The 26,027-nt window shown below is 34.9% G+C and carries 14 protein-coding genes and 1 pseudogene; 10 read left to right on the plus strand and 5 right to left on the minus strand.

Annotated elements, in window-relative coordinates:
• Positions 1 to 84: 84 nt before the first annotated feature.
• From PC_RS07125 to smc, 3 genes are all read right to left on the minus strand, one after another.
• The gene (locus PC_RS07125) at positions 85 to 2,865 is read right to left on the minus strand and encodes a hsp70 family protein (RefSeq protein ID WP_044045184.1); all 2,781 of its coding nucleotides are present in this window, start codon (positions 2,863 to 2,865) and stop codon (positions 85 to 87) included.
• Between the two features lie 102 nt (positions 2,866 to 2,967).
• On the minus strand, positions 2,968 to 4,080 hold the full coding sequence (gene ald, locus PC_RS07130) for an alanine dehydrogenase (protein WP_011176033.1): 1,113 nt from the start codon (positions 4,078 to 4,080) through the stop codon (positions 2,968 to 2,970).
• A gap of 31 nt (positions 4,081 to 4,111) precedes the next feature.
• Positions 4,112 to 7,651, minus strand: coding sequence for a chromosome segregation protein SMC (smc, locus tag PC_RS07135; RefSeq protein ID WP_011176034.1), 3,540 nt, complete (start codon positions 7,649 to 7,651; stop codon positions 4,112 to 4,114).
• A gap of 175 nt (positions 7,652 to 7,826) precedes the next feature.
• Here smc and serS point away from each other — a divergent pair, with 175 nt between their 5' ends.
• The 3 genes from serS to PC_RS07150 all read left to right on the plus strand — a co-directional run bounded on the left by serS (position 7,827) and on the right by PC_RS07150 (position 12,182).
• Positions 7,827 to 9,107, plus strand: a complete 1,281-nt coding sequence (gene serS / locus PC_RS07140; protein ID WP_011176035.1) for a serine--tRNA ligase — start codon at positions 7,827 to 7,829, stop codon at positions 9,105 to 9,107.
• Positions 9,108 to 9,807: 700 nt separating this feature from the next.
• Positions 9,808 to 10,761 (plus strand): hypothetical protein, encoded by a 954-nt coding sequence (locus tag PC_RS07145; RefSeq protein WP_011176036.1) that lies wholly within the window; start codon positions 9,808 to 9,810, stop codon positions 10,759 to 10,761.
• 116 nt (positions 10,762 to 10,877) lie between these two features.
• Positions 10,878 to 12,182, plus strand: coding sequence for a M18 family aminopeptidase (locus PC_RS07150; RefSeq protein WP_011176037.1), 1,305 nt, complete (start codon positions 10,878 to 10,880; stop codon positions 12,180 to 12,182).
• A gap of 58 nt (positions 12,183 to 12,240) precedes the next feature.
• Here PC_RS07150 and PC_RS07155 read toward each other — a convergent pair whose 3' ends face one another.
• Positions 12,241 to 13,608: a hypothetical protein gene (locus tag PC_RS07155; RefSeq protein WP_044045185.1), complete on the minus strand. Its 1,368-nt coding sequence runs from the start codon at positions 13,606 to 13,608 to the stop codon at positions 12,241 to 12,243.
• A gap of 316 nt (positions 13,609 to 13,924) precedes the next feature.
• Between PC_RS07155 and PC_RS07160 the strand changes: the two genes are divergently transcribed.
• Positions 13,925 to 14,803, plus strand: a complete 879-nt coding sequence (locus tag PC_RS07160) for an IS982-like element ISPasp2 family transposase (protein WP_011175872.1) — start codon at positions 13,925 to 13,927, stop codon at positions 14,801 to 14,803.
• Positions 14,804 to 15,315: 512 nt separating this feature from the next.
• On the opposite strand, the pseudogene PC_RS11375 reads toward PC_RS07160, so the two are convergent.
• Positions 15,316 to 15,423: pseudogene (locus PC_RS11375) on the minus strand (IS982 family transposase); the annotation flags it as partial.
• A gap of 417 nt (positions 15,424 to 15,840) precedes the next feature.
• Between PC_RS11375 and PC_RS10045 the strand changes: the two are divergent.
• From PC_RS10045 to PC_RS07190, 6 genes are all read left to right on the plus strand, one after another.
• Positions 15,841 to 17,520, plus strand: a complete 1,680-nt coding sequence (locus PC_RS10045; protein ID WP_011176041.1) for a leucine-rich repeat domain-containing protein — start codon at positions 15,841 to 15,843, stop codon at positions 17,518 to 17,520.
• A gap of 585 nt (positions 17,521 to 18,105) precedes the next feature.
• Complete coding sequence (locus tag PC_RS07170) at positions 18,106 to 21,174, plus strand: NAD-glutamate dehydrogenase domain-containing protein (protein ID WP_181679093.1); 3,069 nt, start codon at positions 18,106 to 18,108, stop codon at positions 21,172 to 21,174.
• Between the two features lie 108 nt (positions 21,175 to 21,282).
• Complete coding sequence (hrcA, locus tag PC_RS07175; RefSeq protein WP_011176043.1) at positions 21,283 to 22,440, plus strand: heat-inducible transcriptional repressor HrcA; 1,158 nt, start codon at positions 21,283 to 21,285, stop codon at positions 22,438 to 22,440.
• A gap of 37 nt (positions 22,441 to 22,477) precedes the next feature.
• Positions 22,478 to 23,113, plus strand: a complete 636-nt coding sequence (gene grpE, locus PC_RS07180) for a nucleotide exchange factor GrpE (protein WP_011176044.1) — start codon at positions 22,478 to 22,480, stop codon at positions 23,111 to 23,113.
• A gap of 21 nt (positions 23,114 to 23,134) precedes the next feature.
• Entirely contained in the window at positions 23,135 to 25,093 is a 1,959-nt protein-coding gene (dnaK, locus tag PC_RS07185) for a molecular chaperone DnaK (RefSeq protein ID WP_039360182.1), read from the plus strand.
• Positions 25,094 to 25,249: 156 nt separating this feature from the next.
• Positions 25,250 to 25,951, plus strand: coding sequence for a hypothetical protein (locus PC_RS07190; RefSeq protein WP_011176046.1), 702 nt, complete (start codon positions 25,250 to 25,252; stop codon positions 25,949 to 25,951).
• The last annotated feature ends 76 nt before the right edge of the window (positions 25,952 to 26,027 follow it).

A 26,027-nucleotide genomic window follows, 5' to 3' on the forward strand; every position in this document is an offset into this window, starting at 1 on the left:
TGAAATTTTGAATTTTTTGTGGTAATTAAAGAAGAAATGATGTTTCAAATGTCAAATGTTAAACATAAGATCAATAAAAGAGGCTTAATGCTCTAAGTCTGATTTAAGCTCTTCCAAAAGAATTCCAGAAGGTAGCTGATCACCAAATAACCGATCCTTTTCTATCTGAGAAAATATTCTTTCAGAAGACAAACGATGAGTTAAATCAACATCTGGAAATTTTTTAATTAACTTCTGAATTAGGGTTTCAGATACATTCAATTCTCTTTGATTTGTCTTTTTTGCTAACTGTTCTAACAAGAAAAGGTATTGAAATGGATCTTTAGGAGTGATTTTTAACAACAGCTCAATCCATTTTTCAACAATGTCTTTTGAGATAACTTGACCTGCAGATCCATAAATCAAATTCCTCGTTCCAATTCGCGAAAGAGCCCAATAATCGCATATTTCTTCTTCACCTCGAACAAATCTTTGAAGAATTAAATTTCCTAATCGATGTTTTAAAGAAAGTTCAATTCTCTCCAAAGCCGCAAAAGCTCTAATTTTTTCTGAATAGGCATAAACTTCATTTTTTCGCTTACAATTTAATTGACCACTTTTTTTATCCACTAACGTCTCTATTAAATCACTAGCTATTTGCATTTGTTGGCCTTTATTCAGCCCTCCAGCGATTCGTCTAAAACAAATCCATTTTTGAATTAACACCTCTTGTGTTTTGCTGCTCTTGAAATCACTTAAAATAATTTTCCATAGCTCTTTAATCCGAAAATCGTCAAGAGGAAATCCAAATCCTGGGCGCAGAAAAAATCCTGCTAAATTCCACCATCGCGTTTCATATTCTTGCGAAAGTTTTCGATTTGTTGCACACTTTAATAAAGGATTCCACAATTCTCTTAAAATGCTTAACGACCAATCTTTCCTTTCTATTCCTAATTGGTTTTCAAGTTTTTCTATCAATTGATTTGATTTGATAGAGGAAGTTCCCATAAAAAATTCTTCAAGGATTTTTGAAGCAAGTTTTAAATAAGTCGTATCAAATGTTTCATCCTTTCTTATCTTATCGATAAACTGTAAACTATCCTCTTGCCCAGACACTGAACGGAGTTGAAATTCTAAATGCCAACGGTGTTCAGTTTTTTGAGATTCTAACCAAAGTTCCAAAGTACCAATTGGAGTAAGATGAATATTCAAACAAGCAGGAATTTCTTCGTTTTCTGTTTGTTTTTTTCCATAGCGAAGAACCGTTTGTATCAAGGGTAAGCGATGCATTTCTTGTTCATCAATCAATATCTGATCACCTTCTTTATCATTTAATCTCATATGTGACGTCAATAAATGAAAACACACTGGTGTATTAGTTCGAAGAAAAAACGTTTGTGAGGGTTTGAATACAGCTCCTTCCTCAGCTCCTCTAGCAAGCAAGGTTAAAGCTTTTTTAACAATTTTTCCTTGAGCATCTTTAACATCTATTTCCAAATAATAAGTTCTTGGCAATCCTCCTCTGATAGAAACCCCTTGACCTCGACGCGCTTTTGCATAATAAGCAGCTCCTTTTGCAACAGCTAAGTCCAAACTAGCAGAAACTAAAACGGAGGGAGGAGAAGATGAAAACCATTGAGCAAGAGCATCAATAATTGCTTGCTGAAACAAAATTGGCTTCAGAACACCTCCATTAAAAAGAATATAATTGATTCTTTTATTGGTTTGAAAATAGTTTGCTTGCTGCAAAAAACGAGCCAAATGCTTTAAAATTGATGGCTCATCTTCATAAGGTAAACCAACTGTTCTGATTCCTTTTGTCTTATTAAATTTTAATGCCTCCTCCAAGTTAAGAAAATTAAAAAAACCTTTTAATAAATACTGTTGTAATTCTCCCCTTGTAAGAGAGGTTGACATACTACCTTTGATGACAGACGATCCAGAGCCTTGCAAAGTTACTGTATACGACTCTTTCACTTGTTTGGTATCCAATAACGCTTCTTTAGCAAAACGAGCTTCAGCGAGTAATTGAAGCCATTGAGTTGACTCAAGATTGGAAAATCCTTGTGCTTGAAATTTTTGTTCCAGATAATGGGCAAGAGCAGAATCCATGTTATCTCCCCCCAGCAATAAATGGTCTCCTACAGATCTACGTTGAAAAAAAAGCTCTTTTCCTTTTTCCTGAATTTCAATTAAACTAAAATCAGTGGTTCCTCCTCCGACATCACACACTAAAATAGTTTCTCCAGCAGAAAAAATCTCTTTCCACTGTTTCTCATTTTGAGAAATCCAACTATAAAAAGCTGCTTGAGGCTCTTCTAAAAGCGTCACATGTCGCAATCCTGCCAAACGAGCAGCTTCAATTGTAAGAGTGCGAGCTACCTCATCAAAAGAAGCTGGCACAGTCAAAATAATTTCTTGTTCTTCAAATTCTGAAGAATGATCTTCTCTTGCAAAAGATTGATTCCATGCCTCTTTAAGATGAGCCAAATATTTTGCACAAGCTTCGACAGGGCTAATTCTTTGTAGAGGATCTGCTGCCTCTATTGGTAATATTTTATCCTGTCTGTTAGCTGCTACATGACAAAGCCAACTTTTAGCCGATTGGACAAGTTTCGTCGGAACACGAGCTCCTTCTAATTTAGCAAATTGCCCCACAACAGAAAATTTTTCTTCTTTCCAAGGAAGGCGTAAAGCCCCTTCCGGCCATTCATTCGTGCTTAATAGATAACAGAAGGAAGGGAGCGTTGAGAGAGATTCAATCTTTCCAGGTGCTGTTAACTGAGAAATAGAGAACAGCTCTATAGACCAATACGGTTTTAACGTATCTATGAAAGAAATCGCACTATTGGTAGTCCCTAAATCAATGCCTATAATGTAGCGCATAGTCCTCAGAAAATTAAATTTGAATTTAATGAAAGAAAAACATGTATCAAAACTCAAAATGAGGTGTTTTGCAACCTGTTAACCGTTTTTTATTTGAAAAATTTAAGATAAGAGATTTTCGGCTGGAACATATGTATAACCTAAATCGTAAGCCACTGACTCATTCGTAATTTGCCCAAAACAAACATTCAATCCATGACGTAAACCCACATGATCGAGTAGTGCTTTTTTCCATCCTTTATTGGCAATCACAAGAGCATATTCTGTAGTAGCATTTGTTAATGCTTGAGTTGATGTTCTTGCACAAGTGCCCGGCATATTTGTTACACAATAATGAAGAACACCATCAACTACATAAGTAGGTTCAGTGTGAGTGGTAGGTCTTGACGTTTCCATACATCCACCTTGATCTATTGCTACATCGACAACTACTGTACCGGGAGACATTTTTTGGATCATTTTCCTCGTTACAAGCTTAGGAGCTGTTTTACCTGGAATAAGGACAGCACCAATGACGAGAGCTGCCTTAGAAACCGCTTCCTCAATTGTTAAAGGAGAAGAATACATTGTCTTCAAAGTAGGTCCATATAGTGCATCCAAAAACCGTAAACGGTTTAAATCTCTGTCAAATATTGTCACACTTGCTCCAAGCCCAAGAGCCATACGGGCTGCTTCTGTTCCAACAACGCCACCCCCAATAACGACAACCTCAGCAGGTGCAACACCAGGCACACCACCTAATAATAACCCTTGCCCTCCGTAATTGAGTTGTAAGCTTGTAGCTCCCACTTGAATAGCGATGCGACCTGCAATTTCACTCATAGGAATAAGAAGAGGTAAACGCCCTTGAACATCAGTAACAGTTTCATAAGCAATAGCAACAACTTTTTTTTCTACCAGATGTTTAGTTTGCTCAGGATCTGGAGCTAAATGTAAATAGCAAAATAAAATTTGCCCCTCTTTCAAAAGAGGAAATTCACTAAGTTGGGGTTCCTTAACTTTAATAATCATTTCAGAATTATAAACCTCTTCTGCCGACTGAACAATTTTGGCGCCTGCACGGGTGAACATTTCATCATTATATCCAATTTTATCTCCAGCAAGGGATTGCACAAATACTTGATGGCCTGCATCTACTAATAAACGCACCATGCTAGGAGTAGCTCCGACACGATATTCATGATTTTTAATCTCTTTCGGAATTCCAATAATCATAATTCTCTCTCAATTTATAATAACAGTTTGATTAATCTACTAAAGTCACTTCTGGAGTTTGATGAGTAAATTCTAATGACAACAATTTAGAAACACCTTTTTCCTCCATGGATACTCCAAATAAGACATCTCCAATTGCCATCGTTCCTTTATTATGAGTAATAATTAGAAACTGACAACGATCTGCAAAATGTTTAACGACGTTAACAAAACGTTCAACATTTGAGTCATCTAAAGGAGCATCAATCTCATCGAGGATACAAAATGGAGCTGGTTTAACTTCAAAAATCGCGAATAAAAGTGCGACCGCGGTTAAACATTTTTCACCTCCTGATAACAAGCTAATCGAACGCATCTGTTTTCCAGGAGGTTTAGCGCTGATTTCAATTCCAGCTTCTAAAATGTCATCGGTTTCTGTAAAGTGAAGGTCTGCTTCCCCTCCGTTGAATAAAATTTGGAAATTCTTCTTAAAATTATGACGAACTTCTTCAAAAGTCTCCTTGAAAAGCTTGCGGCTTTCTTCATCTAATTGTGATATGATTTGCAATAATTCTTTTTTAGATTCATGCATATCTTGAAGTTGTTGATTTAAAAAATTAAACCTTAATTGATGCTTTTCCAAATCTTCTATAGCGGATAAATTCACATCGCCTGCAAGTTGAATTGTTTGTTTGATTGTGCGGATTTGTTTTTCAACTTGTTCAAGAGAAAGATCGATCGGCAATGTCAATAATACAAGATCTGCCATAGCCAAATCATAACGTTCTCTTAATTCCGTTTGTAAAGCTTGAGCGGAGGAACTTAAATGAGCTTCTAAAATTTGAATTTGAGCCAGATCAGACTCCATTTTCTTTGTTTCAGCATATTGAGATAAAGTTTTTTGTTCCAAATCTTCCAAGGATTTTTTTAGAATTTCACATTCTTTTTCTCTATCACTATATTCATTATGAATGAATTGTAATCGTTCTTCCAGAGAGGTTAAAGACAATTGATTTAGAGATTGTTTTTGTTTTAAATGATATTGTAATTCTTGGGATTCTCCCATCTCCTCTGTGAATCGTTGCACTTGATAATCATGGTCTTGCTCTTTAGCTTCTAATAAATGATGTTGATGCAATAAACGCTGTTTATTTTCTGAAAGTTGTCGATATAACTCCCCTTTTTCTTTATGGTCTTGCAATTGAATCCGAAGAGCGCTTTCTTGCTTTTCTAATTCTGACTGCAAGAGGTCAACTTCTTGCTGACGTTGAATAATGTCTTGTCTAAGGATAAAATGTTTATTTTGAATTTGTTTAAGAAGGTTAGTCTGCTCTTCAATTTGTTCAAAAATAACTTTCTCATCAATTAAAATTTGAGTTTGCTCAATTTTTGTTTTTTCTAAATCTCCTAATATCCTTTGCAAACCAAAATTTATCTCTACTAGTTTCATTTCATCTCTTCGAAGCATTTTATCTAATTCAGCTCTTTCTGCTTGTAAAGAGGTTTTTTGCTGCACCATCCGTGAAAGGATTTGTTCTATTTTAAAAACCTGATTTTCCTTTTCTTCTAATTCAATTCCTAAGCTTTTTAACTCTGTTTCTCTCAAAAAAACTTGGTTTTCAGAGATTTTGACTTTAAAAAAAACATTTTTATGATCGATAAAATTTTGATCGGAAGTCCACCCCTCTAGGCCTGGTTCATTTAAATTTTTGCTACCTTCTTCATAGGAATTAAAGAGAATAACATTTTGAAGAAAATGCATAATCACAGGATGGACATCTTTTTTAACTAAAAAAGAGTGTGGATTTTTAGAAAATTTTTTCCTTTCTTGCAACATTTCCAAACAAATTAATGAGTAATCTTGTAAATTTTCTCGTTTAGCAAATTGAAGAATTCGTTCAAAATCTGCTGCCGTTTCGACGACAAGCGTTTGTGAATAAGCTTTTAAAATAACAGAAGAAGCTTCAGCAATCTCTGGTTCTAATGCAATAAATTCATACAAGGGTCTCAACTTTTTAAAAAATAAGCTTTGCGAATTTTGACTTTCAAAAAGCAATCGTTTACTCCCCGAAGAAAATCCTTCATGTTCTTCTCTCATGCGAAGCAAAACTTTTTGCCGAGCTATTAATTCAATAAGTTTTCTTTTATGAATTTCTATTTCTTTTTGCTTAGTTTCTTGATCTCTGGCAAGAGTTTTTAATTCTTCTTCATATTGTTCTAAACGATCTTTATGGGAATCTACTAAACCTGATATTTGTTGAAGTTGCTTTTTCTTTTCTTGGATAAGTTGGGTTATTGTTTGACTATCTTCTGACAATTGCTTTAATCGAATTTTGAGAGTTTCTTTTTTATCTTCGTAATTTTCCAATCTCACTTCAGTTTGTTTTATTTCACTTAATAACTGACTTTCTTCCTGTAAATGCTTAATATGCGTTTGCTGCTTAAGTTGTAGCTCTTGTCGCAATTTAGTTACTTCTCTTTCCTTAAATTTGACTTTGTCTTGCTGATGGGAAAGTTTCGATTCAATGTCTTTAAACTCTGCCTCTAACTTATTTTGATTGGATTGAATTTCTTGCAAAGTCTTTTGGCGAGCTTGACGAGCAATCGCTAATTCTTCTAATTCTCTTTTGATTTTTCTTTCTTTTAATTGTATTTCTTCTAGACGTTGCTTTTCATTTTGATTTTCTTGGATGAGAAGTTCTTTTTCATTTCGAATCTTAAAAAGTTCTTCTTGCTTACTTTTTAAACTTTTATCGCTCGTTTGAATATGCAGTTTAATTTTCTGCGATTCTTGTTGAGATTGAATTAAAGATTGTTGTTGAATTGTTAAACGTTCTTTTTGCTTTTCCTGCTTTTGATTCACATCCGTTTTTTTCTTTTCAATCCCTTCCCAACGCAATAAATAACTTGTCTTTTCGAAAGACTCTAACTGCGTTTTACTTTCTTTAAATTGTAAGGCTTTTTTAGCTTGTACTTGCAATGCTTCAATTTGCTTACCAACTTCTAAATGAATATCGTTAACGCGGGAAAAATTCAAATCAGCTTGTTCGAGTCTTTTTAAAGCCTCTCTTTTACGCTGTAGAAAACGTAAAATTCCAGCCGCTTCTTCAAAGATATGACGCCTTTCTAATGGAGTGTAATTAATAACTTGATCGAGCTTGCCTTGCTCAAATATAGAAAAAGCATTTCGCCCTACTCCTGAATCTAAAAATAAACCTTGGATATCTTTTAAACGAACTAAATTTCCATTGATAAAATACTCTGATTCTCCGCTTCGATGTAATCGCCTTGTTAAAGTAATTTCTTCATAGTCAATAGGTAATGCTCCCTGTACTTCTGTAAGTGTTAAAGAAACCTCAGCAAAATTGAGGGGTCTACGGTGATTAGTTCCTGCAAAAATAATGTCAGGCATTTTATGGCCTCGCATAGACTTAGCTGACTGCTCACCTAATACCCAGCGAAATGCATCGGCAATATTTGATTTACCGCATCCATTAGGACCCACGATACATGTAATCCCTCGATCAAAATTCAGAACTGTTTTATCTGCAAATGATTTAAATCCTACAGCCATGAGTTTCTTTAGACGCACAATAACCTCCCTTTATGCAACAGCAAATAGCATATCAGAAGAAGTTCTTTCAAAACGAGTATTTTGTGTTAAGCTAATCTGTTAGATTATTTTTTTGTCATCTATAGAAATCCTTCCTTTTAAGAAGGGAGTTTTTTATACTCTTTTTATTATCATTTTGAGTAAAGGACATGCCATGATTGATATTCGCTTAATCCGTAAAGATCGTTTTGCAGTTGAGAAACAGTTAAAAACGAAAGATCCGCAAATTGATCTTACTAATATTTGTCACCTCGATCATTCTATTCGCGAAGCTAAAACAAAAGTTGAAACTCTCAAGGCAAAACGTAATGAGATTTCTCAGAAAATCGGAGAAATGAAACGGGCTAACCAAGATACTTTTTCTTTAATGAATGAAGTAGCAGGATTTGGAACAGAAATTCATTTTTTGGATAACCAAATTAAAGAATGGGAAGAACAATTTAATTATGAGTTATCTAGCTTACCTAATCTTCCCATGGAAGATATTAAAATCTCTCAAGATCCTAAAGAAAATGTTGTTATCAAAGAGTTTGGACAAAAACCTATTTTTTCTTTTCCATTCAAAAATCACGTAGAACTTAATGAAAAATTAAATTTATTTGATTTTAAGCGTGGAGCTAAAATTTCTGGAACAGGCTGGCCCGTTTATCGAGCCATGGGAGCACGTCTAGAATGGGCCCTCATCCAATATATGATCGAAATTCACGTCAAAAATGGATTTACACAATGGATCCCTCCCCTTCTTGTTAGAAAAAATACTGTGTTTGGATCTGGACAATTACCTAAATTTGAAAGTCAACAATTTAAAATTCAAGATGAGGATTATCATCTTTATTTAATTCCTACAGCCGAAGTTCCTCTTAATGGATTGCATATGGATGAGATTATTCCTCAAGAAGAGCTCAGTCTAAAATATGTAGCCTACACCCCTTGTTTTAGGCGTGAAGCAGGAGCAGCAGGATCGCAAGAACGTGGTCTAATTAGAATGCATCAATTTAATAAAGTCGAAATGTTTTGCTTTACAAAACCGGAGGAAAGCGCACAAGTATTCAATCAAATGATGGATAGCGCAGAGGAAATTTTGCAAGGCTTAGAACTCCATTATCGTAATGCTTTACTAGTAACTGGGGACATGTCTTTCGCTGCAGCGCGCACAATAGACATTGAAGTTTGGTTACCCGGACAAAACAGATATTATGAAGTCTCTTCTGTATCTAATTGTACAGATTATCAATCCCGTCGTTCTAATACACGTTTTAGACGCGAAGACGGAAAGTTAGATTTTGTTCATACCCTTAATGGTTCTGGATTAGCGACTTCTCGATTAATGGTTGCTTTATTAGAAAATAATCAGCGGGAAGATGGCTCTGTTTGTATTCCTAATGTCTTACAACGCTATTTAAACGGACAAAGCACATTGAATCCCACAATTTGAAATACAAGTAAGCGAATTTACATTGTTAACAATGTAAATTCGCTCTAAGGCTTCTCTTACTAATAAAAATAAGTCTTTTAAAATCAATCAATTACAAAAAAAATTTCTTAGTTCTTGAAAAAAGTTATATTATCAACTATAAGCTTATTTATTTTAAAAAATTAGTATTATTAATCCTTTTAATAGATCAGAACTAGATTTGTAACTTCCTAAAAACAGCTTTAGTAAACAGTTTGATTTGCATTTTACTTAAGCATTAGTTGACAATTTACAGATCTGAAATTGTCGAAATCTAAGTTTTTTTAAGCATTTTACTGACTTAAATAAAAATCAGAAACATTTTATTGCAAAATCTTTAAGAGAGAACGATTTTACAAGTTCTTTATTTTCAAAGGACTAAAATAATAAAAATTTCGCAAAAAAAAACCTTTGACAGATAATTAAAAGATGATTGATAGTGGCATCGAATTACGCAGAGTTTTGTTTACAGAATTTGCAGTGATAATTTATTGGCAAAACCTGTAGTTAATTTCTAATAGCTCTTTTTTGAGCATGAAGAAAATAAGGGTTGTCAAAGTGATTAGATTAAATTCTACTAATTAAACTAATCATAAAAGCCTGTTACTTGCTCCGCAAGTCTGGCAAAACAAAGCCAACATTTTGAATTTAAGGTAAACTTAAACGTTAACAAGGAAAAAATATGCGAAAGTTGATAACCTTCTTAATGACGTTATTAGTAGGATCTTCAGTATCTTACGCCAACGCCGATTTTGGACAACTAACCTTTGAAGTTGGATATCGTCATGATGACATTAGCTGGAACCAAAAAGCTCCATCTTATAATCCAAACTATAAACTCCACAGAAAATTTAAAGACCTCGACATCGTTCAAATTGGTTTGAAAGGAAGAACAATGTTAGGTTACAACTTCTACGGTCGCGCTTCTGTAAATTGGGGCTGGATCGTTGACGGTGATTACAAAAGAACATTTTCTACTTACAAAAGCCCAGTTATTGCTGGTTTTGGTTCAGAAGATTTCGTTGTAACAGATACACGTAGAGATGTTATCGATGAAAACTTTGTTTATGATCTAAGCATTGGTGTTGGATATCCATTCTATTTTAGTGATTGCACATTAGCATTATCACCAGTAGTTGGTTATGCACTAGATTCACAACATATTTCTGTTGAGCAGGGTGGCTTAGGATTTGATTCAACTGGTGCTGTTAATCCTAACAGCTACGGAAGCTACACACACAAATTTAACAGCCGTTGGTATGGACCTTTTGTTGGAGTTGATTTCAATTACCGCCCATACGGCGAAACTTGGAATCTTTATGCTGAAGTAGAGTACCATTTTGCTCGTTTCAAAGGTAGATACCATGATGAGCTACTTAGCCAACACCATATACATCGTTCTAAACATGCTCATGCATGGACATTTGCATTGGGTGCGGATTATGACTTTTCTAACGACTGGACAGCTGGACTTTGCGTAAAATTCCAAGACTGGACAGCTTCTAGACGTCATGGCCACCATGGTCACGTAAGCAGCAACTCAAGTGATGAAATCATTAACCTAAGTGGAAATGAAAGAACTTCACACAAATGGAATTCATATGCTATTAACTTGACATTTGGAAAACAATTCTAATTTCCTTGTCTAGTTGAAATCATATTCACAAATACCTAAGGTAACTTAAAACTTACCTTAGGTATTTTTTTGTCTATGTAAATCCTATTAACTTTTGGAAGTCCGGAGTCTAAAGTATGAAAAATTACTATTTAAATGACTTACTCTCATATTTAAACAACGCTCCTACACCTTGGCATGCAGTCGAAGAAGCTTGTCAAAGACTTTCCAAACATGGATACACTGAGTTAAAAGAAAATGAGAAATGGGAACTAAAACTCGGACACAGTTATTATATTAAACATCATCAAACTACGCTTTGCGTTTTTACTCTTCCTAAAAATTCACCTACACGCGTTCGTTTATTGGCTTCTCATACAGACAGTCCAGGATTTAAACTTAAACCCCAAGCAGAAATCCGCCGTCATTCAATGATTTTATTGGGTGTTGAAATCTATGGATCCCCTCTTTTAAACTCTTGGTTAAATCGAGACCTTGGAATCGCTGGACACATTATTTATAAAAATAAAAATAATCAGCCAGAAAATTGTTTAGTACAATTAGACAGTTTTCCCGTTGTCATTCCACAATTAGCTATTCATCTAGATCGAGAAGTAAACGAAAAAGGACTTTTATTAAATAAACAAGAACATTTAAATGCATTAGCCGCATTAGAAAAAGATATTCCAACAGGGCAGACTTATTTAGAAACTATTTTAAAAAAACAGATTGATTTTCAGGAACTTTTAACATTCGATTTATTTCTTTATCCCCTTGATAAAGCTCGATTTGTTGGCTTCGAAAATCAGTTCATCTCTTCTTATCGAATCGATAGCTTAGCTAGTGTCCATGCTGCCCTTTCAGCACTTATTGAAACAGCAACTCCTCTTGAAAATGATATAAAGATGGCCATTTTTTGGAATCATGAAGAAGTCGGCTCACACACATCTCAAGGAGCAGAATCTCCCTTTTTTCATCAAACATTAGAAAGAATTTTATTAAATCTAAATTGTTCAAAAGAAGATTTTTTTCGCTTACTTAACCAATCACATTGCACTTCGATTGATTTAGCTCACGCTTTGCATCCAAACTATCTAGATAAACACGATGGGATGCACCAACCTAAACTAGGGCAGGGAGTTATCATCAAAAATAACGCTCAACAGCGATATGCTTCAACTGCAACTTCATCCATTCCCATTCATCTTGCCGCAGGAATAGAGCAAATTCCTCTCCAGCATTTTGTCAGTCGTAACGATATGCCCTGTGGCTCAACTATTGGACCTTTGCAAGCATGTACGGCGGGAATTTCAACGGTAGATATTGGTTGTGGCGAACTTTCTATGCATTCTTGCCGAGAGTTAATGGCCTCAGAAGATTATATTCATCTACTCAATCTATTAAAAGTAATTTTAAAAATGCCGGATTGGCCAATTATTTAATCAAAATAAAAATCGCCTTTTCAATGTGAGTTGAAAAGGCGATAAAAATTTAAAAAGATTAAACTGCTTGAAGGTTGGGATCTTTAGTAGGATCTTTAGGATTAAAGGTTTCATGAAAGACTTTTCCAGGATCTAGCATCCCTTCTAAATGATGGCTCTCTCCTACATAATCTAAAATGGTTTCTATGGCTCGTATTCTTTCTTCTGCTGGTAAAATATCCAATTGCGCTTTTATCTGATTTAAAAGAGTCGCTACCATTTGTTCCTGCGCGGTTAAAGAGCCTGATGTCTTAACGGGAATGGTCCCATTTAATAAATCTCGAAATTCTTGAGGCTCCATCCCCCAGTATTTTCCAGATTGAACTTTACCTACTTCAACAGTATATAATAAACTTAAAGCCACACTAGCTAAAACAAGCTTGACAAGTGCGGCCATTCTTTCCTTTAATTCAGGGCTCATTTGTTCGGCCCCTTCCATTTTATTTACATAAGTCATTGCCACAAAAGCTGGATCCGCAACCATTTTGATTACATCACGGGCAAAATTTTGTGCAGCTTCTACATGATTTTCCCCTTCTCTTTCTTTAGCATTGCTAACAGCTTCGTCCAAAGCAGTCGCATAAAAAGTAGATGCAACCATCAAGTTAATCATAGGGATCAAATCTTGAATAACTAACTGTGGAAAAACAGGTTGCAGCTTTTCTAACAATTCGACAGGTCCGACAAACGGGCTGCTACTGACTCCATCTACTGAAGTTGTCAATTCTGTAGCTCCTAAGGACATAGCTCCTCCAATTATCATTGTGGAAATCAATGTTAGAGTAACTTGTCGAGCCGCGTCACTAGCTGGTGAACTTTCTGAAGCTGAAGCAGCTTCAGCAACACGTTCAAATTTATTCAACCGATCAAGAGAGTTGAGAAAAGTATAAGGAGCTACATTGGCTGTTGTAGGATTTGCTGCAGCTGCATTCGCAGAAGTAGGATCTTGTATACCAGCGACATTTCCTTGTTTAGGATCACCATTAAGTCGAATATCCTGTAATGCCAGATATTGAGGAGAATTGATCAATCGTTGAACATATTCGTCAATTTCTTTGATATTTTTCAACCACCCATCCAACATCTCATCCATAATTTTTGACGTTTGTTCTTGCATACTTCGCATAAATGCTAAAATAGGCTGACTACTATTATTCATTGATGAAACAACTAAAACGAGAGAAGTTTCCCCGTTCGCTGGAGGTGAAACTAAAGCAGGGAAATTGGGAGGGGGGATCATTAACGATGCAACAACCTTACTTTGCTCAATTGTTGAAACGGTAGAATTATTTGTCTTTGATTCGGAATTTTCGGTTGTTTCTACTTGAGTCGGACCATGGACTGCTCCATAAGAATAGCCATGAATATTTGCATCTAAATCAGACATATCACTTTCCCCTTGTCTAAGAAATTTGCATTGAAATCGGTAAGAGACCGATTGTCAGAAGGTCAAATTTTAGAGTAAAGGCTAACTTGCTAAATCCTATGCCTTACGCTCTATAATTTTATTATATCATAATTAATTTTATAAGACATCAATTAATACCTAGGAATTCCCTTATAAAAACTAATAAGAACCTGAACTTTGGGTTTAGGTGTTTAGGCTTAAACAAGATACATAAAATTTGAATGACAAAAGACCTCAACATGATTTAAAACATTTGTTTTCCCAAACTAATGTTTAATATGCATGAGAGGTCAAAATGGATTTAATCAAATTATATTGTAGTGTGGATGATTTTTGGAAGTCTTTTGAGAAGAAATGGAATAAACAGTTAATTGATCATGGCAAAACAAAGCGAGGACCTCAGCCTGAATTATCGATACCAGAGATGATGACAATTGTCATTTTATTTCATCAATCAAATTATCGAACATTTAAGCACTTTTATGGGTATGTTACCAAATACTTAGTTAAAGAATTTCCAAACTTAATTAGTTATAGCCGTTTTGTTTATTTAAAGAAGAACCTTTTTGTTCCTCTATTTGCTTATCTTTTAGACAAAAGAGGAGAAATCACAGGAATTGCTTTTATTGATTCTACGTCTATAGATGTTTGCCACAATAAACGCATAAAAAGAAACAAGGTCTTTAAAGGTTTAGCAAAGAGGGGAAAAACAACTTCAGGGTGGTTTTTCGGATTTAAATTGCATCTCATGATCAATGAGAAAGGAGAAATTTTGGCTTTTCAGCTAACTCCTGGAAATGTCGCTGATGTTTCTATTGCCGAAACTTTGTCGAAAGGGATTTTTGGAAAATTATTTGGTGATAAGGGATATATTTCGAAAGAACTTTCAAAGAGGCTTTTGAAACAAGGTCTTGAACTATTTACTACCCTAAGATCGAATATGAAGCAGAATCTTATGAAGTTGACAGACAAAATTCTTCTTAGAAAACGAGCCATTATTGAAACGGTGAATGATCAACTAAAAAATATTTCTCAAATTGAACATACACGCCACAGAAATGCCGGAAATTTTTTAATTAATCTATTAGCTGGGATTGTTGCTTATACTCACCAACCTAAAAAGCCATCTATAAACTTAACAGAGCAGCATCGCTTATTGTTAATGGCTGCCTAAAAACCCAAAATTCAGGTTAAGAAGCTTTTTACCACTGCCTTAAAAAATAAAAATGAAATAATTTTTTTGCTTGTTAAGAGATTTCAAATGTGCCTTAGAGGAATAAATTTTCATGGTCATTAAAAACATAGATGATTGGGTTCACGCCCTTCAATCCCAGCTGGATTCTACTTATAAAAAGTACTGATAAATGGTTTCCCCAAAACGAAAATTCAGCAGAATTGTGATAGGGCTTAACAAATACTACTCTTTCATCATAAGAAAATTTCGACTGCTACTCGCGATTAACTTCTCTCGAAAATGGCAATCATGGAAAATTCTACATAAATGCCAATTTAATAATGTGCTCCATCAAATCAATGAATACTTTTCAGAGATAGATAAGGTTAACAACTTATAGGTTGGGATTTTTGTATTTGTTGTTTTGCTGTTAGGAATGCATTTGTTTGCTCAGTTAAAAGTTAATTATTCGCAAACAGGTAAAATTGGCCATGTTCTGTATACTCAGATAGTTGAGGTCCTTGTTTTGTTTTACCATGATCAATTAATTGTTTATTCCATTTCTGCTCAAAAGACTTCCAAAAATCATCTACCCAACAATATCATTTGATTAAATCCATTTTGATCTCTCATGTCATATTAAAAATTAGTTTGGGAAAATAAATGTTTTAAAACAGAGGTCTTTTGTCATTTATTAAATTTTATTCTTTTATTTATTATCAAAGGGATAAATCCAAATTTCAAGTTTATAAATTATAAATAATACATCTAACCTATAATAATTTATGACCCATTTATTTCATGATCCTATCATCTCTTGGACTTAAAGTATTGTAGATTAAAAACTAAAGATTCTATATTTAAGCCCGATTGATTCTTAATTAATTTTTAATAGCCTTTCATTGATAAAATGAAACTTCCTTTTAAAATTTGATTTCCTATTTTAATTTATTAATATTGCAATAATTTTTATCTATACATCATAATTTTAAAATATCTATAAATTAAAATTTATTGCACTCATTGGGATGGTCATTTTGCATATTTCTAGTTTTGAGCTTAATTCTAGTCATCTTGTCTATACAACGCTTCCACCTTACTATCCCCTTCAAGACATTAACGATCAACTTGAGAATGAAAATACTTCCTTAGATAATTCTTTGCCTAATCTAGAAGAAACTAATGCACCAACGATTCCAGCTCCCACTCTTTTACCTTCATCTGATGAAATTCAAATAAGCTTTCAAGAGGGAACTTCTCTAACTATTTCTCACTCTCAGCTAGCTTTATTAAGGGAAAAATCACACTACTTTAAGAATCTGTGGTCGGGGCAATTTCAAGAAACCCTGCAACACCCTCTCGATTTAACACAAAAAGATTTTACGCTTTTACTCAATTGCCTGATGGACGCTAACTTTAAAGTTCCCTTAGAAGAGATCTCTTCTTCTATTCAACTCGCCGATTATTATGAACTAACAGGAGTGGTAAAAAGTTTAGAAGAGCAACTGATTGATGGATACAAATCACAGAAATTTGAAACTTTTAACTCAACTGAAGAAAGTTTAATCGGATTAAAAGAGCTTTTAAATTTTGCGCATCGCTGTCAATTAAATAGATTGAAAAACTATTTAGAATTTATTGTTGTGAGCACCTTATTAAACCAGACCAGTCAGTTAGCGGAGTTTGAAAGAATTATAAATCACCTCTCAAATGAGATAGAAGCACTCAATTTTTCAAACAATACTTATTTAACAGATGCTCATTTCTCAGCTTTAAAAGATTGTAAAAATTTAAAAGTGCTTCATTTAGTGTCATGCCAGGCTATTACGGACGATAGATTAGCGCATTTAACACCCTTAACGGCTTTGCAGCATCTAAATCTAAGTAAGTGCAGGAAACTCACCGATACAGGCTTGGTTCATTTAACACCCTTAACGGCTTTGCAGCATCTAGATTTAAGCTACTGTAAAAATCTCACCGATGCAGGATTAGCGCATTTAACACCCTTGAAGGCTTTGCAGCATCTAAATTTACGTGGCTTTGGAAAACTTACCGATGCAGGTTTGGTTCATTTAACACCCTTAACGGCTTTGCAGTATTTAGATCTAAGTTGGTGCAAGAATCTCACCGATGCAGGATTAGCCCATTTGACACCTTTAACTGGTTTGCAGCATCTAAATCTGAGTGGGTGGTATCATCTCACCGATGCAGGATTAGCCCGTTTAATATTTTTAACAGCTTTGCAGCATTTAGATTTAAGCGATTGTGAGAATCTCACTAGTGCAGGATTAGAACGTTTGACATCCTTAACCGCTTTGCAACATCTAGGTCTAAGCTACTGTATGAATCTCACCGATGCAGGCTTGATTCATTTAACACCTTTAACTGCTTTGCAGCATCTAAATCTGAGTGGGTGCTTTCATCTCACCGATGCAGGATTAGTCCATTTGACACCCTTAACGGCTTTGCAGCATCTTAATCTAGGTGGGTGTGAGAATCTCACCGATGCAGGATTAGCCTATTTGACACCCTTAACGGCTTTGCAGCATCTAAATCTAAGTAGGTGCAAGCATCTCACCGAGGCAGGATTAACCCATTTGGCATCTTTAACAGCTTTGCAGCATCTAAATCTAAGCTATTGCGATAATCTCACCGATGCAGGATTAGAACGTTTTAAAGCTTTAGCAGCTTCACTCAATTTAAAAATTATTAGATAGAAAAAACTTTCAATAAAAGAGAAACCTGGCGGCGAAAATAAAAGAGTGCTTTCCCCTAAGAAAGTGAAGGATAAAATTTCATTAAAGTTTATCGACTCCCAACGAGACGCTTTTCTAAGAGAATTACTCGCTAATTTTGGAGGCACTACACAAACAATTTTATACTTGTAAACGCCAAAAATATTATTTAAATAAAATTAATTGTTATTCGTCTAACTATTTTTTAACTAACTTTTATCAAAAATTAAAAAACCCTTTCTAATAAAGCGAAGAATATCACTCGCTTTAAAACTAACAGAATTTAAGCTAGATTGGTTATAACCCCAATCCTTCCTCTCTAACCTTCTCCAGCAAAACTTGTGTTATATAATTTGTTTTGACAAATTCAAATTTAGAATTTATTTAGTTAAAATGTAGAAAATCAGGGAATCATCCATGAGCTAGCTATCTCTCTTGTCTGTGGAGATAGGCGTGTCTTTGAATTTTGATTTTTTACTTATTTCTCATTTCTTTACAGTCTTGCATTTATACATAAATTAAGTTGAAAACATGCGGCCAGTCCTTTTATTTTAAGGAAAAATGACTATGGAAAAACTTGACCAGGCTCTCTCAGAACCCAGCGATTTGATCCAAGCTATTCAACAAGAAAGTCAGAAATTTCAAGAGTATTATCTTTGGTTGGAAATGGCTATGCCTTCCTTGTTTTTTGAGGAAGTTTCTCGGGATAATGTCATGTTGATCACCCATAGTTTGATGGGTTTCGATTTACAAGATTACTTCTCTATTATTAATCTTAAAAGCGCTTCTATTGTTCTTTGTTTAGAGACTCCCGACGCAGATTTACGCATTTTAAATCACTATACGTCTTATGGGATTAAAAATTATCAAGTTTATACTTCCAACATTTCCTTTCCTCACATAAAAGCTCGCTTAAGGATTGCAATAATTGATTTCATGAGTGCTGGGGAAGGCTCTGACTCCCTCTTCCCTGATAGTTCCAAAGAAATTTTAAAACAGTTAGTTAAAAAAGAAAATGCAGAAATTAGCGATCTTGACTTTGAAACACTACTTATTAAAATAAGTACTCCATTTCTACACTCTTTACCTATAGAAAGACTTTCAATTGCTTTAAATGTCCTTTTCAAGGCGCAATTTCAAGATAATTGTCAATACGAAGTTCGCTATGAAGATAATTGGCAAAAAAAAGATAGCGGATCCATGCATCTTATTTTAGCTTGGAGAAACACCCCAAAACATAATTTTCTTTATCACGTTGCACAAGTTATTTACCGCCATGGCTTAAGTATGAGAAGAGTCAATGCAACATATATGGATCCTCATGAAAAACAGAGTGTTCTTGTCATGGCACTTAGTTTACATGGAAGCAATGGAGAGCCAGTTTGGAATGTCGCCGATATTCCTGATTTTTTAAGAGAAATTGCAACTGTCAAGTATTTTGATCCTTCAGATCGCATTAGCGAACGATTAGTTAATTCCCATATTATTTCAGGAAATATGGGCAATTTATTAAAAGCGATGGTTAACTTCATACATCAAACACTCGTTCATTTAGATGCTAATCTTTATACTGTAGAAAATATTGAAGAAGCTTTCTATCGACATCCTGAATTGACAATTCAAATTTGTGAGGCCTTTAAACTTAAGTTTGCCCCCAATCATTGTGATTACGATTTATTTTTAGAAACCCGGAAAAAATTCTTGAATGATGTTTCTCAACTAGACACGGGACAAGAAAATAATGACATGCGACGGAAAAATATTTTGCTCCAAGCAATGAGTTTCATTTATTACACTTTAAAAACCAATTTTTATCGCTTAAATTATACTGCATTGAGTTTCCGTCTGAATCCTGCTTATCTGAATGATGTTCCCTTTGATAGACAAAAAAAATTCCCTGAACTTCCATATGCCATCTTTTACATTCGAGGGATGCATTTTTTTGGTTTTCATATTCGATTTAAAGATTTATCTCGGGGAGGATTACGTACAGTTTATCCTGAACAATTAGAGCAAATGATTGCTGAACGAAATAATATTTTCACAGAATGTTACAATTTAGCTTGGACGCAACATAAAAAGAACAAAGACATTCCAGAAGGAGGGGCAAAAGGAATTATATTCTTAAAACCTTTTGACCAAATTGATTCTGACTCTCAAATTCTTAAACGGGAACTTGAATGGTCTAACATAGAACCTCAAGAAATAGAAAATAAAATTCAAATATTTCGCCAAGAACAAAAAATTGAATATCTTTATCAATCCCAAAGAGCTTTTATCGAAAGCCTTATTACAATCGTTAACTGTGACCCTGATGGAAAAATTCGTGCTAAAAATATTATCGACTACTGGAAACGAGCTGAATACATTTATTTAGGACCTGATGAAAACATGCACGATTCGATGATCGAATGGATTGCTAACTTTAGTCGAAAATATCACTACAAGCCAGATAGAGCCTTTATATCTAGTAAACCTACATTTGGAATTAATCATAAAGAATATGGAGTGACTTCCTTAGGATTAAATGTCTACATGCATGAAATCTTAAAATATATGGGTATTCATCCTGATAAAGACTTATTCACAGTAAAAATGTCTGGGGGACCTGATGGAGACGTTGCTGGTAATCAGCTTCTCAACCTTTATCGCCATTATCCACACACAGCTAAAGTTATTGCTTTGACAGACGGAACAGGAACTATTCGAGATGATCAAGGTTTAGATTTGAGCATTATTAAAGAGCTTTTTTACCAAGGTAAAGGTATTTGTTATTACCCCCCTGAAAGACTTTCTTCCGGGAGTTTTTTGGTAAATAAAGGCCATAGAAGATATCCTTCAGCTTATATTCAAGAAACTTTGTGTTGGAGAAAAGTGAATAACGAAGTGATTGAAGACTGGTTATCTGGCAGCGATACAAACCACTTATTAAGGTATAATCTTCATAAAACCAAAACCGATATTTTTATTCCCGCTGGAGGGCGGCCTCGAACTTTAAATGAAACTAACAGCCATGAATTTTTAGATGAAAATGGTAGGCCTACATCTCGTGCAATTATTGAAGGAGCTAATTTATATTTGACTCCTTCAGCCCGCCGTTTTCTAGAAGAAAAAGGTGTTTTAATCATCAAAGATAGCTCTGCCAATAAAGCAGGCGTTATTTGTTCTTCATTTGAAGTTTTATGTGGGCTAACGCTAAGTGAAGAGCAATTTTTAGAGCATAAAGAAGCCTTAGTTGCACAAATTTTAGAAAGACTCAAAATTTGTGCTTTAAATGAAGCAGATCTTCTTATAAAAACTCATCAAAAAACAGGAGAATATCTCACTTCTATTTCCGACCAGATTTCTTCAAAAATTAATCAATATACTTATGAAATTCTCGATTATTTAGACTCTTTGTCTCTTCCTCATTCTTCTCAAGATCCCATGATTAGGGGATTTTTAAATTACTGTTTGCCAACTTTAATTGAACTTTTTTCAGATGAACTTTTGGATCAAATACCTGAGCATCACAAGAAGGCCATCATTGCCTGCCATCTTTCTGCCTATATGGTTTATAAAAGAGGACTTACTTGGTCTCCCTCTATCATTGATATTCTTCCACTTGTTCTTGCTGGAACTTCCCTTGCTAAATAAAACCTAAAAAGAAAAATTATAGCACTCGATATAATCGAGTGCTAAATTTGTTTGACGAAATTTTCCCTCTTTGCGTATAATAACAAAATTATTAGGGAGGATTCGCTCTTGAAAATCATCAAACCAACACCGATTAAACGCGTGGGTAAACACGATCGAGAAAGACGGGTTTTATTAGGCTTAGTCGATTACTATATTCAAACTGGAAAACCCGTTGGATCCAACACTTTAAAAGAAGCTGGATTTGAAGATTTGAGCTCTGCAACCATTCGTAATTATTTTGCCCAACTTGAAGAAGAAGGATATTTATTACAATCACACTCTTCTGGTGGCCGCATTCCTACGGATTTAGCCTATCGAATTTATGCTCATGCTTATCTCAATACCAATGAACCTTATCCTAAGCAAAATCCTTTTGAAGCTTTTAAAAGTTTTGAATCAAAGGAAATCGCTATCTTTTTGCAAGAAGCTGCAGAAAAACTTAGCTGGGAAACTAATTGTGCTGTTTTCCTTTCTGCCCCTCGGTTTGATCACGATTTTATCGCTAACCTCAAGCTAGTTCCATTAGATGCCTATCGGTGCCTTTGCATTATTATGACGGATTTTGGAGTTATTAAAACTGAAGTCATGCATTTGCCAGTTAAACTCTCTTCTTTTGGAATCAAACGCATTGAGAATTATTTTCATTGCCGCTTAACGAATTTAGGAGAACCTGAAAATTTAGAGCCTGAGGAAGAAACTGTTGCTCAAACTTTTTATAATGAATTAATGCTTAGATATATCGTTGGTTATTCAAATTTTATTGATGTGGATCTTTACCGAACTGGCTTTTCTCGCCTGCTCTTTTACTCAGATTTTCAGGATACCAACTTACTTGCAAGCAGCCTATCTTTATTCGAGAATGCACATAGCATGCGCCTTCTTTTAAAAGAATGCAAAGCCTTAAATCATTTAAGATTTTGGATTGGGGATGATCTGTCCTCTTTTGCAAATTCGAGCCCTAGATGTAGTGTTTTAACTATCCCTTATTATATCAATTACAAGCCAGTCGGCGCAGTAGGCTTATTAGGCCCAACAAGACTGCCTTATCGAGCATTGTTCAGTTTATTAAAGCTATTTTCTGATTGTATTAGCGAAACTGTTACAAAAAATGTTTACAAATTCAAAATTGACTACAGGCAACCTGAGCAAAGCTTATATTTGAAAAAAGAAGAAAGTTTACTGATTGGTCAATCACGTTTCCTCATCGAAGATAAGCGACCATGAAGTTATATAGACCAGAATGATAAAGGAGAAAAAAGAAATGGTTGACAAAGACGAAGAGCAAATAAAACAAAACGTAGAGGAAGATTTATCTTCGACAGTAGAACAAACAGGGGAAGAAAATATAGAATTCCCATCTGCCCCTAATCATCCCAAACAAGTTCTTGTTACAGATGAAGAATTAAAAGCTTTAAAAAAAGAAGCGACAGAATACAAAGATAAGTATTTACGACTTTTGGCCGATTCTGAAAATGCACGGAAACGATTACAAAAAGAGCGGCAGGAAATTAGTCGTTATGCCTTGGAAAATATGGTGGTTGATTTTTTAAAACCTTTAGACAATTTAGAAAATGCGTTAAAATTTGCGCAGGGCATGTCTGATGAAGTTAAAAATTGGGCTTTTGGGTTTCAAATGATTTTAACTCAATTTAAAGATGTTTTAGCAAGTAATGGTATTACAGCTTTAGAATCACAAGGAACTTTCTTTGACCCTCATTTACACGAGGCTATTGAAATGGTTGAAACGGATTCATATGCTCCTGGCATTATCGTAGAAGAAAATGTTCGCGGATATAAAATGGGGGATCGAATGATTCGCCCTGCACGTGTCAAAGTTGCAAAAGCAATCTCTGCAATTGATCCGCAAGATAAATCAGAGCTTAATGAAAACAATTAAATAATTAGAGGAGATTTGACTATGAGCCAAAGTCAAACAAAAAAAGGGCGTATAATTGGAATTGACTTAGGAACCACTAATTCTTGTGTTGCTGTGATGGAAGGTGGAGCTCCTAAAGTAATCGCTTCAGCTGAAGGTACACGTACAACTCCTTCTGTTGTTGCTTATAAAGGAAATGAGCGTTTAGTCGGGATTCCCGCTAAAAGACAAGCAGTAACAAATCCAGAGAATACCATTACTTCTTCCAAACGTTTTATTGGACGAAAATATCAGGAAGTTCTCAGTGAAATAAAAACTGTACCCTATAAGGTAACCAACAATAACAACGGTGATGCTGTTTTTGAAATTCAAGGAAAAATTGTTACACCAGAAGAAATTGCCGCTCAGATTTTAATTAAAATGAAAGAAACTGCTGAAGCTTATTTAGGTGAAAAAATAACCGAGGCCGTTATTACAGTCCCAGCCTATTTCAACGATTCGCAGCGTCAATCTACCAAAGATGCTGGCCGTATTGCGGGTTTAGATGTCAAACGAATCATCCCTGAACCGACTGCTGCTGCTTTAGCTTATGGTTTAGATAAAGAAAATGCAGATAAAAAAATTGCTGTTTTTGACTTAGGAGGTGGAACATTTGATATTTCTGTCTTGGAAATCGGAGATGGGGTATTTGAAGTTCTTTCCACAAGTGGTGACACCCATCTAGGGGGAGATGATTTCGACAATGCTATTTTAAATTGGATGTTAGAAACATTTAAACAAGAACAGGGCATTGATTTAAGAAATGACAAAATGGCTTTACAACGGCTAAGAGACGCTGCTGAAAAAGCTAAGATCGAACTTTCGGGTGTTCAACAGACAGAAATTAACCAACCATTTATTACAATGGATGCTTCAGGACCAAAACACTTAACCATGACTTTGACACGTTCTAAGCTAGAAAGCTTAACGCATGACCTTATTGAACGTACACGAGAACCTTGCTTAAAAGCTTTAAAAGATTCTGGTCTTAATAAAGATGATATCAGTGAAGTGATTCTAGTCGGTGGAATGAGCCGTATGCCTGCTGTCCAAGAAGTTGTAAAAAGTATTTTTGGAAAAGAAGGTCATAAAGGAGTAAATCCTGATGAGGTTGTTGCCGTCGGAGCCGCTATCCAAGGTGGAGTATTAACAGGTGTCGTCAAAGATGTTTTATTATTAGATGTTACTCCATTGACACTAGGAATTGAGACATTAGGCGGAGTGATGACTCCTTTAGTTGAACGTAATACAACGATTCCTACTCAGAAAAAACAAATTTTCTCTACCGCAGCAGATAACCAACCAGCTGTTACCATTCGCGTCCTTCAAGGGGAACGCAAAATGGCTAATGACAACAAAGAAATTGGACGTTTTGATTTAGCAGACATTCCTCCTTCTCCGCGAGGAACCCCACAAATTGAAGTTGCCTTTGACATCGATGCTGACGGTATTTTGCACGTTTCTGCAAAAGATCTTTCTAGCGGCAAAGAGCAAAAAATTCGTATTGAAGCTCAATCAGGACTTCAAGAGGAAGAAATTAAACGGATGGTCAGAGATGCAGAGGAACATGCTGAGGAAGACAAAAAACGTAAAGAAGAAGTTGAAATTAGAAATGAGGCTGACTCTTTAGCCTTCAGAGCCCAAAAAGCTTTGGATGAATATAAAGACAAAGTTCCTCAACAAATTGCCGATGATATTTCTAACAAAATAGAAGCTGTTAAAAAAGCTCTTGAAACCACAGATATTGCTCGTATTCGCTCAGCTAAAGATGAGCTTGAACGTCAAATGCAGCAAATCGGTGAAGTGATGTCTAAAGCAGCTGGTCAAAGCGAAACGCAATCTACTGGCCCCGGATCTTACCAAGAAAGTTCAAACCAAAGTTCACAACATCAGACAAACAATAATAAACCTGATGATATTGAAGAAGCTGAAGTTGAAATTTTGGATGATAAAAAACCATAAATGACTTAATTAATTTAAAAGATTGGTGCTAAGCACCAATCTTTTAATAACTCCTTAACAAATACAGTTATCTATAACCCATCTAAATAAAATATACTTCTTAATAATTAGTTAATAAATTAATATATTTAATTCAATTATTACTAAGGTATTCAAATGAGTTCAAGTCTCAAACTTTTACTAGCAAAAATATGCCCTTACAGTGATTACAGCCTTATTTTAGATAATCGTCATTTTTATAGCTGGAAAAAACCTTATTTATCCTATGATAGTCATAAAGGCTGGAGCCTGGAACGTTTAAATATCTTTCAACGCATTGTTAGAAGCCTTTTCAAATTATATTCTCATACACATTTTTCTCACATTGGTTGGCGTTTAAGCCGTGAAACTGATATTGATCCTTTATTCATTCAAAATATGCAAAAATGTTGGGAAACAGCTTATCCGAAAAAAATATGTCCTTTTTTTACCTTCACCCCCTACCTATTGTATGATTCGATAAAAGAGATGCTAGAGCTTAAGTCTGTTCAAAAAGTTAATAAAGCTCAAAATAATACCATACAAGAATTCATTATTGATCATATTAATATTGGATGCACGACTGAAACGATTCTGCAATTGTTAAAAGATGGTCAAAGCGATAAAGATTCCAATCGCAACCTGATTTGTACTATAGGTTTGATCATAGATCTGCATAGGCACTCTTATTTAGAGGCAGACATTTTACGCGTTTTTCAAGGTTCGGGTTACGAAAAAAGAGATATTCAATCGATGTTTGCTTTAGTTAAGCAACGATGTGATAATCAAAGTTATGATAGAGATTATATTCCCCCATGCCAGAATAACCTCACAGGATAGAATTATTTGCATTAACTGACTTGATATAAGTTTATCCTTGATCTTTCACACTCTTTCAATCAATTAATATGGATTG

The organism is Candidatus Protochlamydia amoebophila UWE25 (genome assembly GCF_000011565.2).
Taxonomy (GTDB): domain Bacteria; phylum Chlamydiota; class Chlamydiia; order Chlamydiales; family Parachlamydiaceae; genus Protochlamydia; species Protochlamydia amoebophila.

What these genes read in the sequence shown, in the direction of transcription:
- PC_RS07125 (WP_044045184.1), bottom strand. Translation starts at nt 2,865, where the DNA reads ATGCGCTACATTATAGGCATTGATTTAGGGACTACCAATAGTGCGATT.
- ald (WP_011176033.1), bottom strand. Translation starts at nt 4,080, where the DNA reads ATGATTATTGGAATTCCGAAAGAGATTAAAAATCATGAATATCGTGTC.
- serS (WP_011176035.1), top strand. Translation starts at nt 7,827, where the DNA reads ATGATTGATATTCGCTTAATCCGTAAAGATCGTTTTGCAGTTGAGAAA.
- PC_RS07145 (WP_011176036.1), top strand. Translation starts at nt 9,808, where the DNA reads ATGCGAAAGTTGATAACCTTCTTAATGACGTTATTAGTAGGATCTTCA.
- PC_RS07150 (WP_011176037.1), top strand. Translation starts at nt 10,878, where the DNA reads ATGAAAAATTACTATTTAAATGACTTACTCTCATATTTAAACAACGCT.
- PC_RS07155 (WP_044045185.1), bottom strand. Translation starts at nt 13,608, where the DNA reads ATGTCTGATTTAGATGCAAATATTCATGGCTATTCTTATGGAGCAGTC.
- PC_RS07160 (WP_011175872.1), top strand. Translation starts at nt 13,925, where the DNA reads ATGGATTTAATCAAATTATATTGTAGTGTGGATGATTTTTGGAAGTCT.
- PC_RS07170 (WP_181679093.1), top strand. Translation starts at nt 18,106, where the DNA reads ATGGAAAAACTTGACCAGGCTCTCTCAGAACCCAGCGATTTGATCCAA.
- grpE (WP_011176044.1), top strand. Translation starts at nt 22,478, where the DNA reads ATGGTTGACAAAGACGAAGAGCAAATAAAACAAAACGTAGAGGAAGAT.
- dnaK (WP_039360182.1), top strand. Translation starts at nt 23,135, where the DNA reads ATGAGCCAAAGTCAAACAAAAAAAGGGCGTATAATTGGAATTGACTTA.
- PC_RS07190 (WP_011176046.1), top strand. Translation starts at nt 25,250, where the DNA reads ATGAGTTCAAGTCTCAAACTTTTACTAGCAAAAATATGCCCTTACAGT.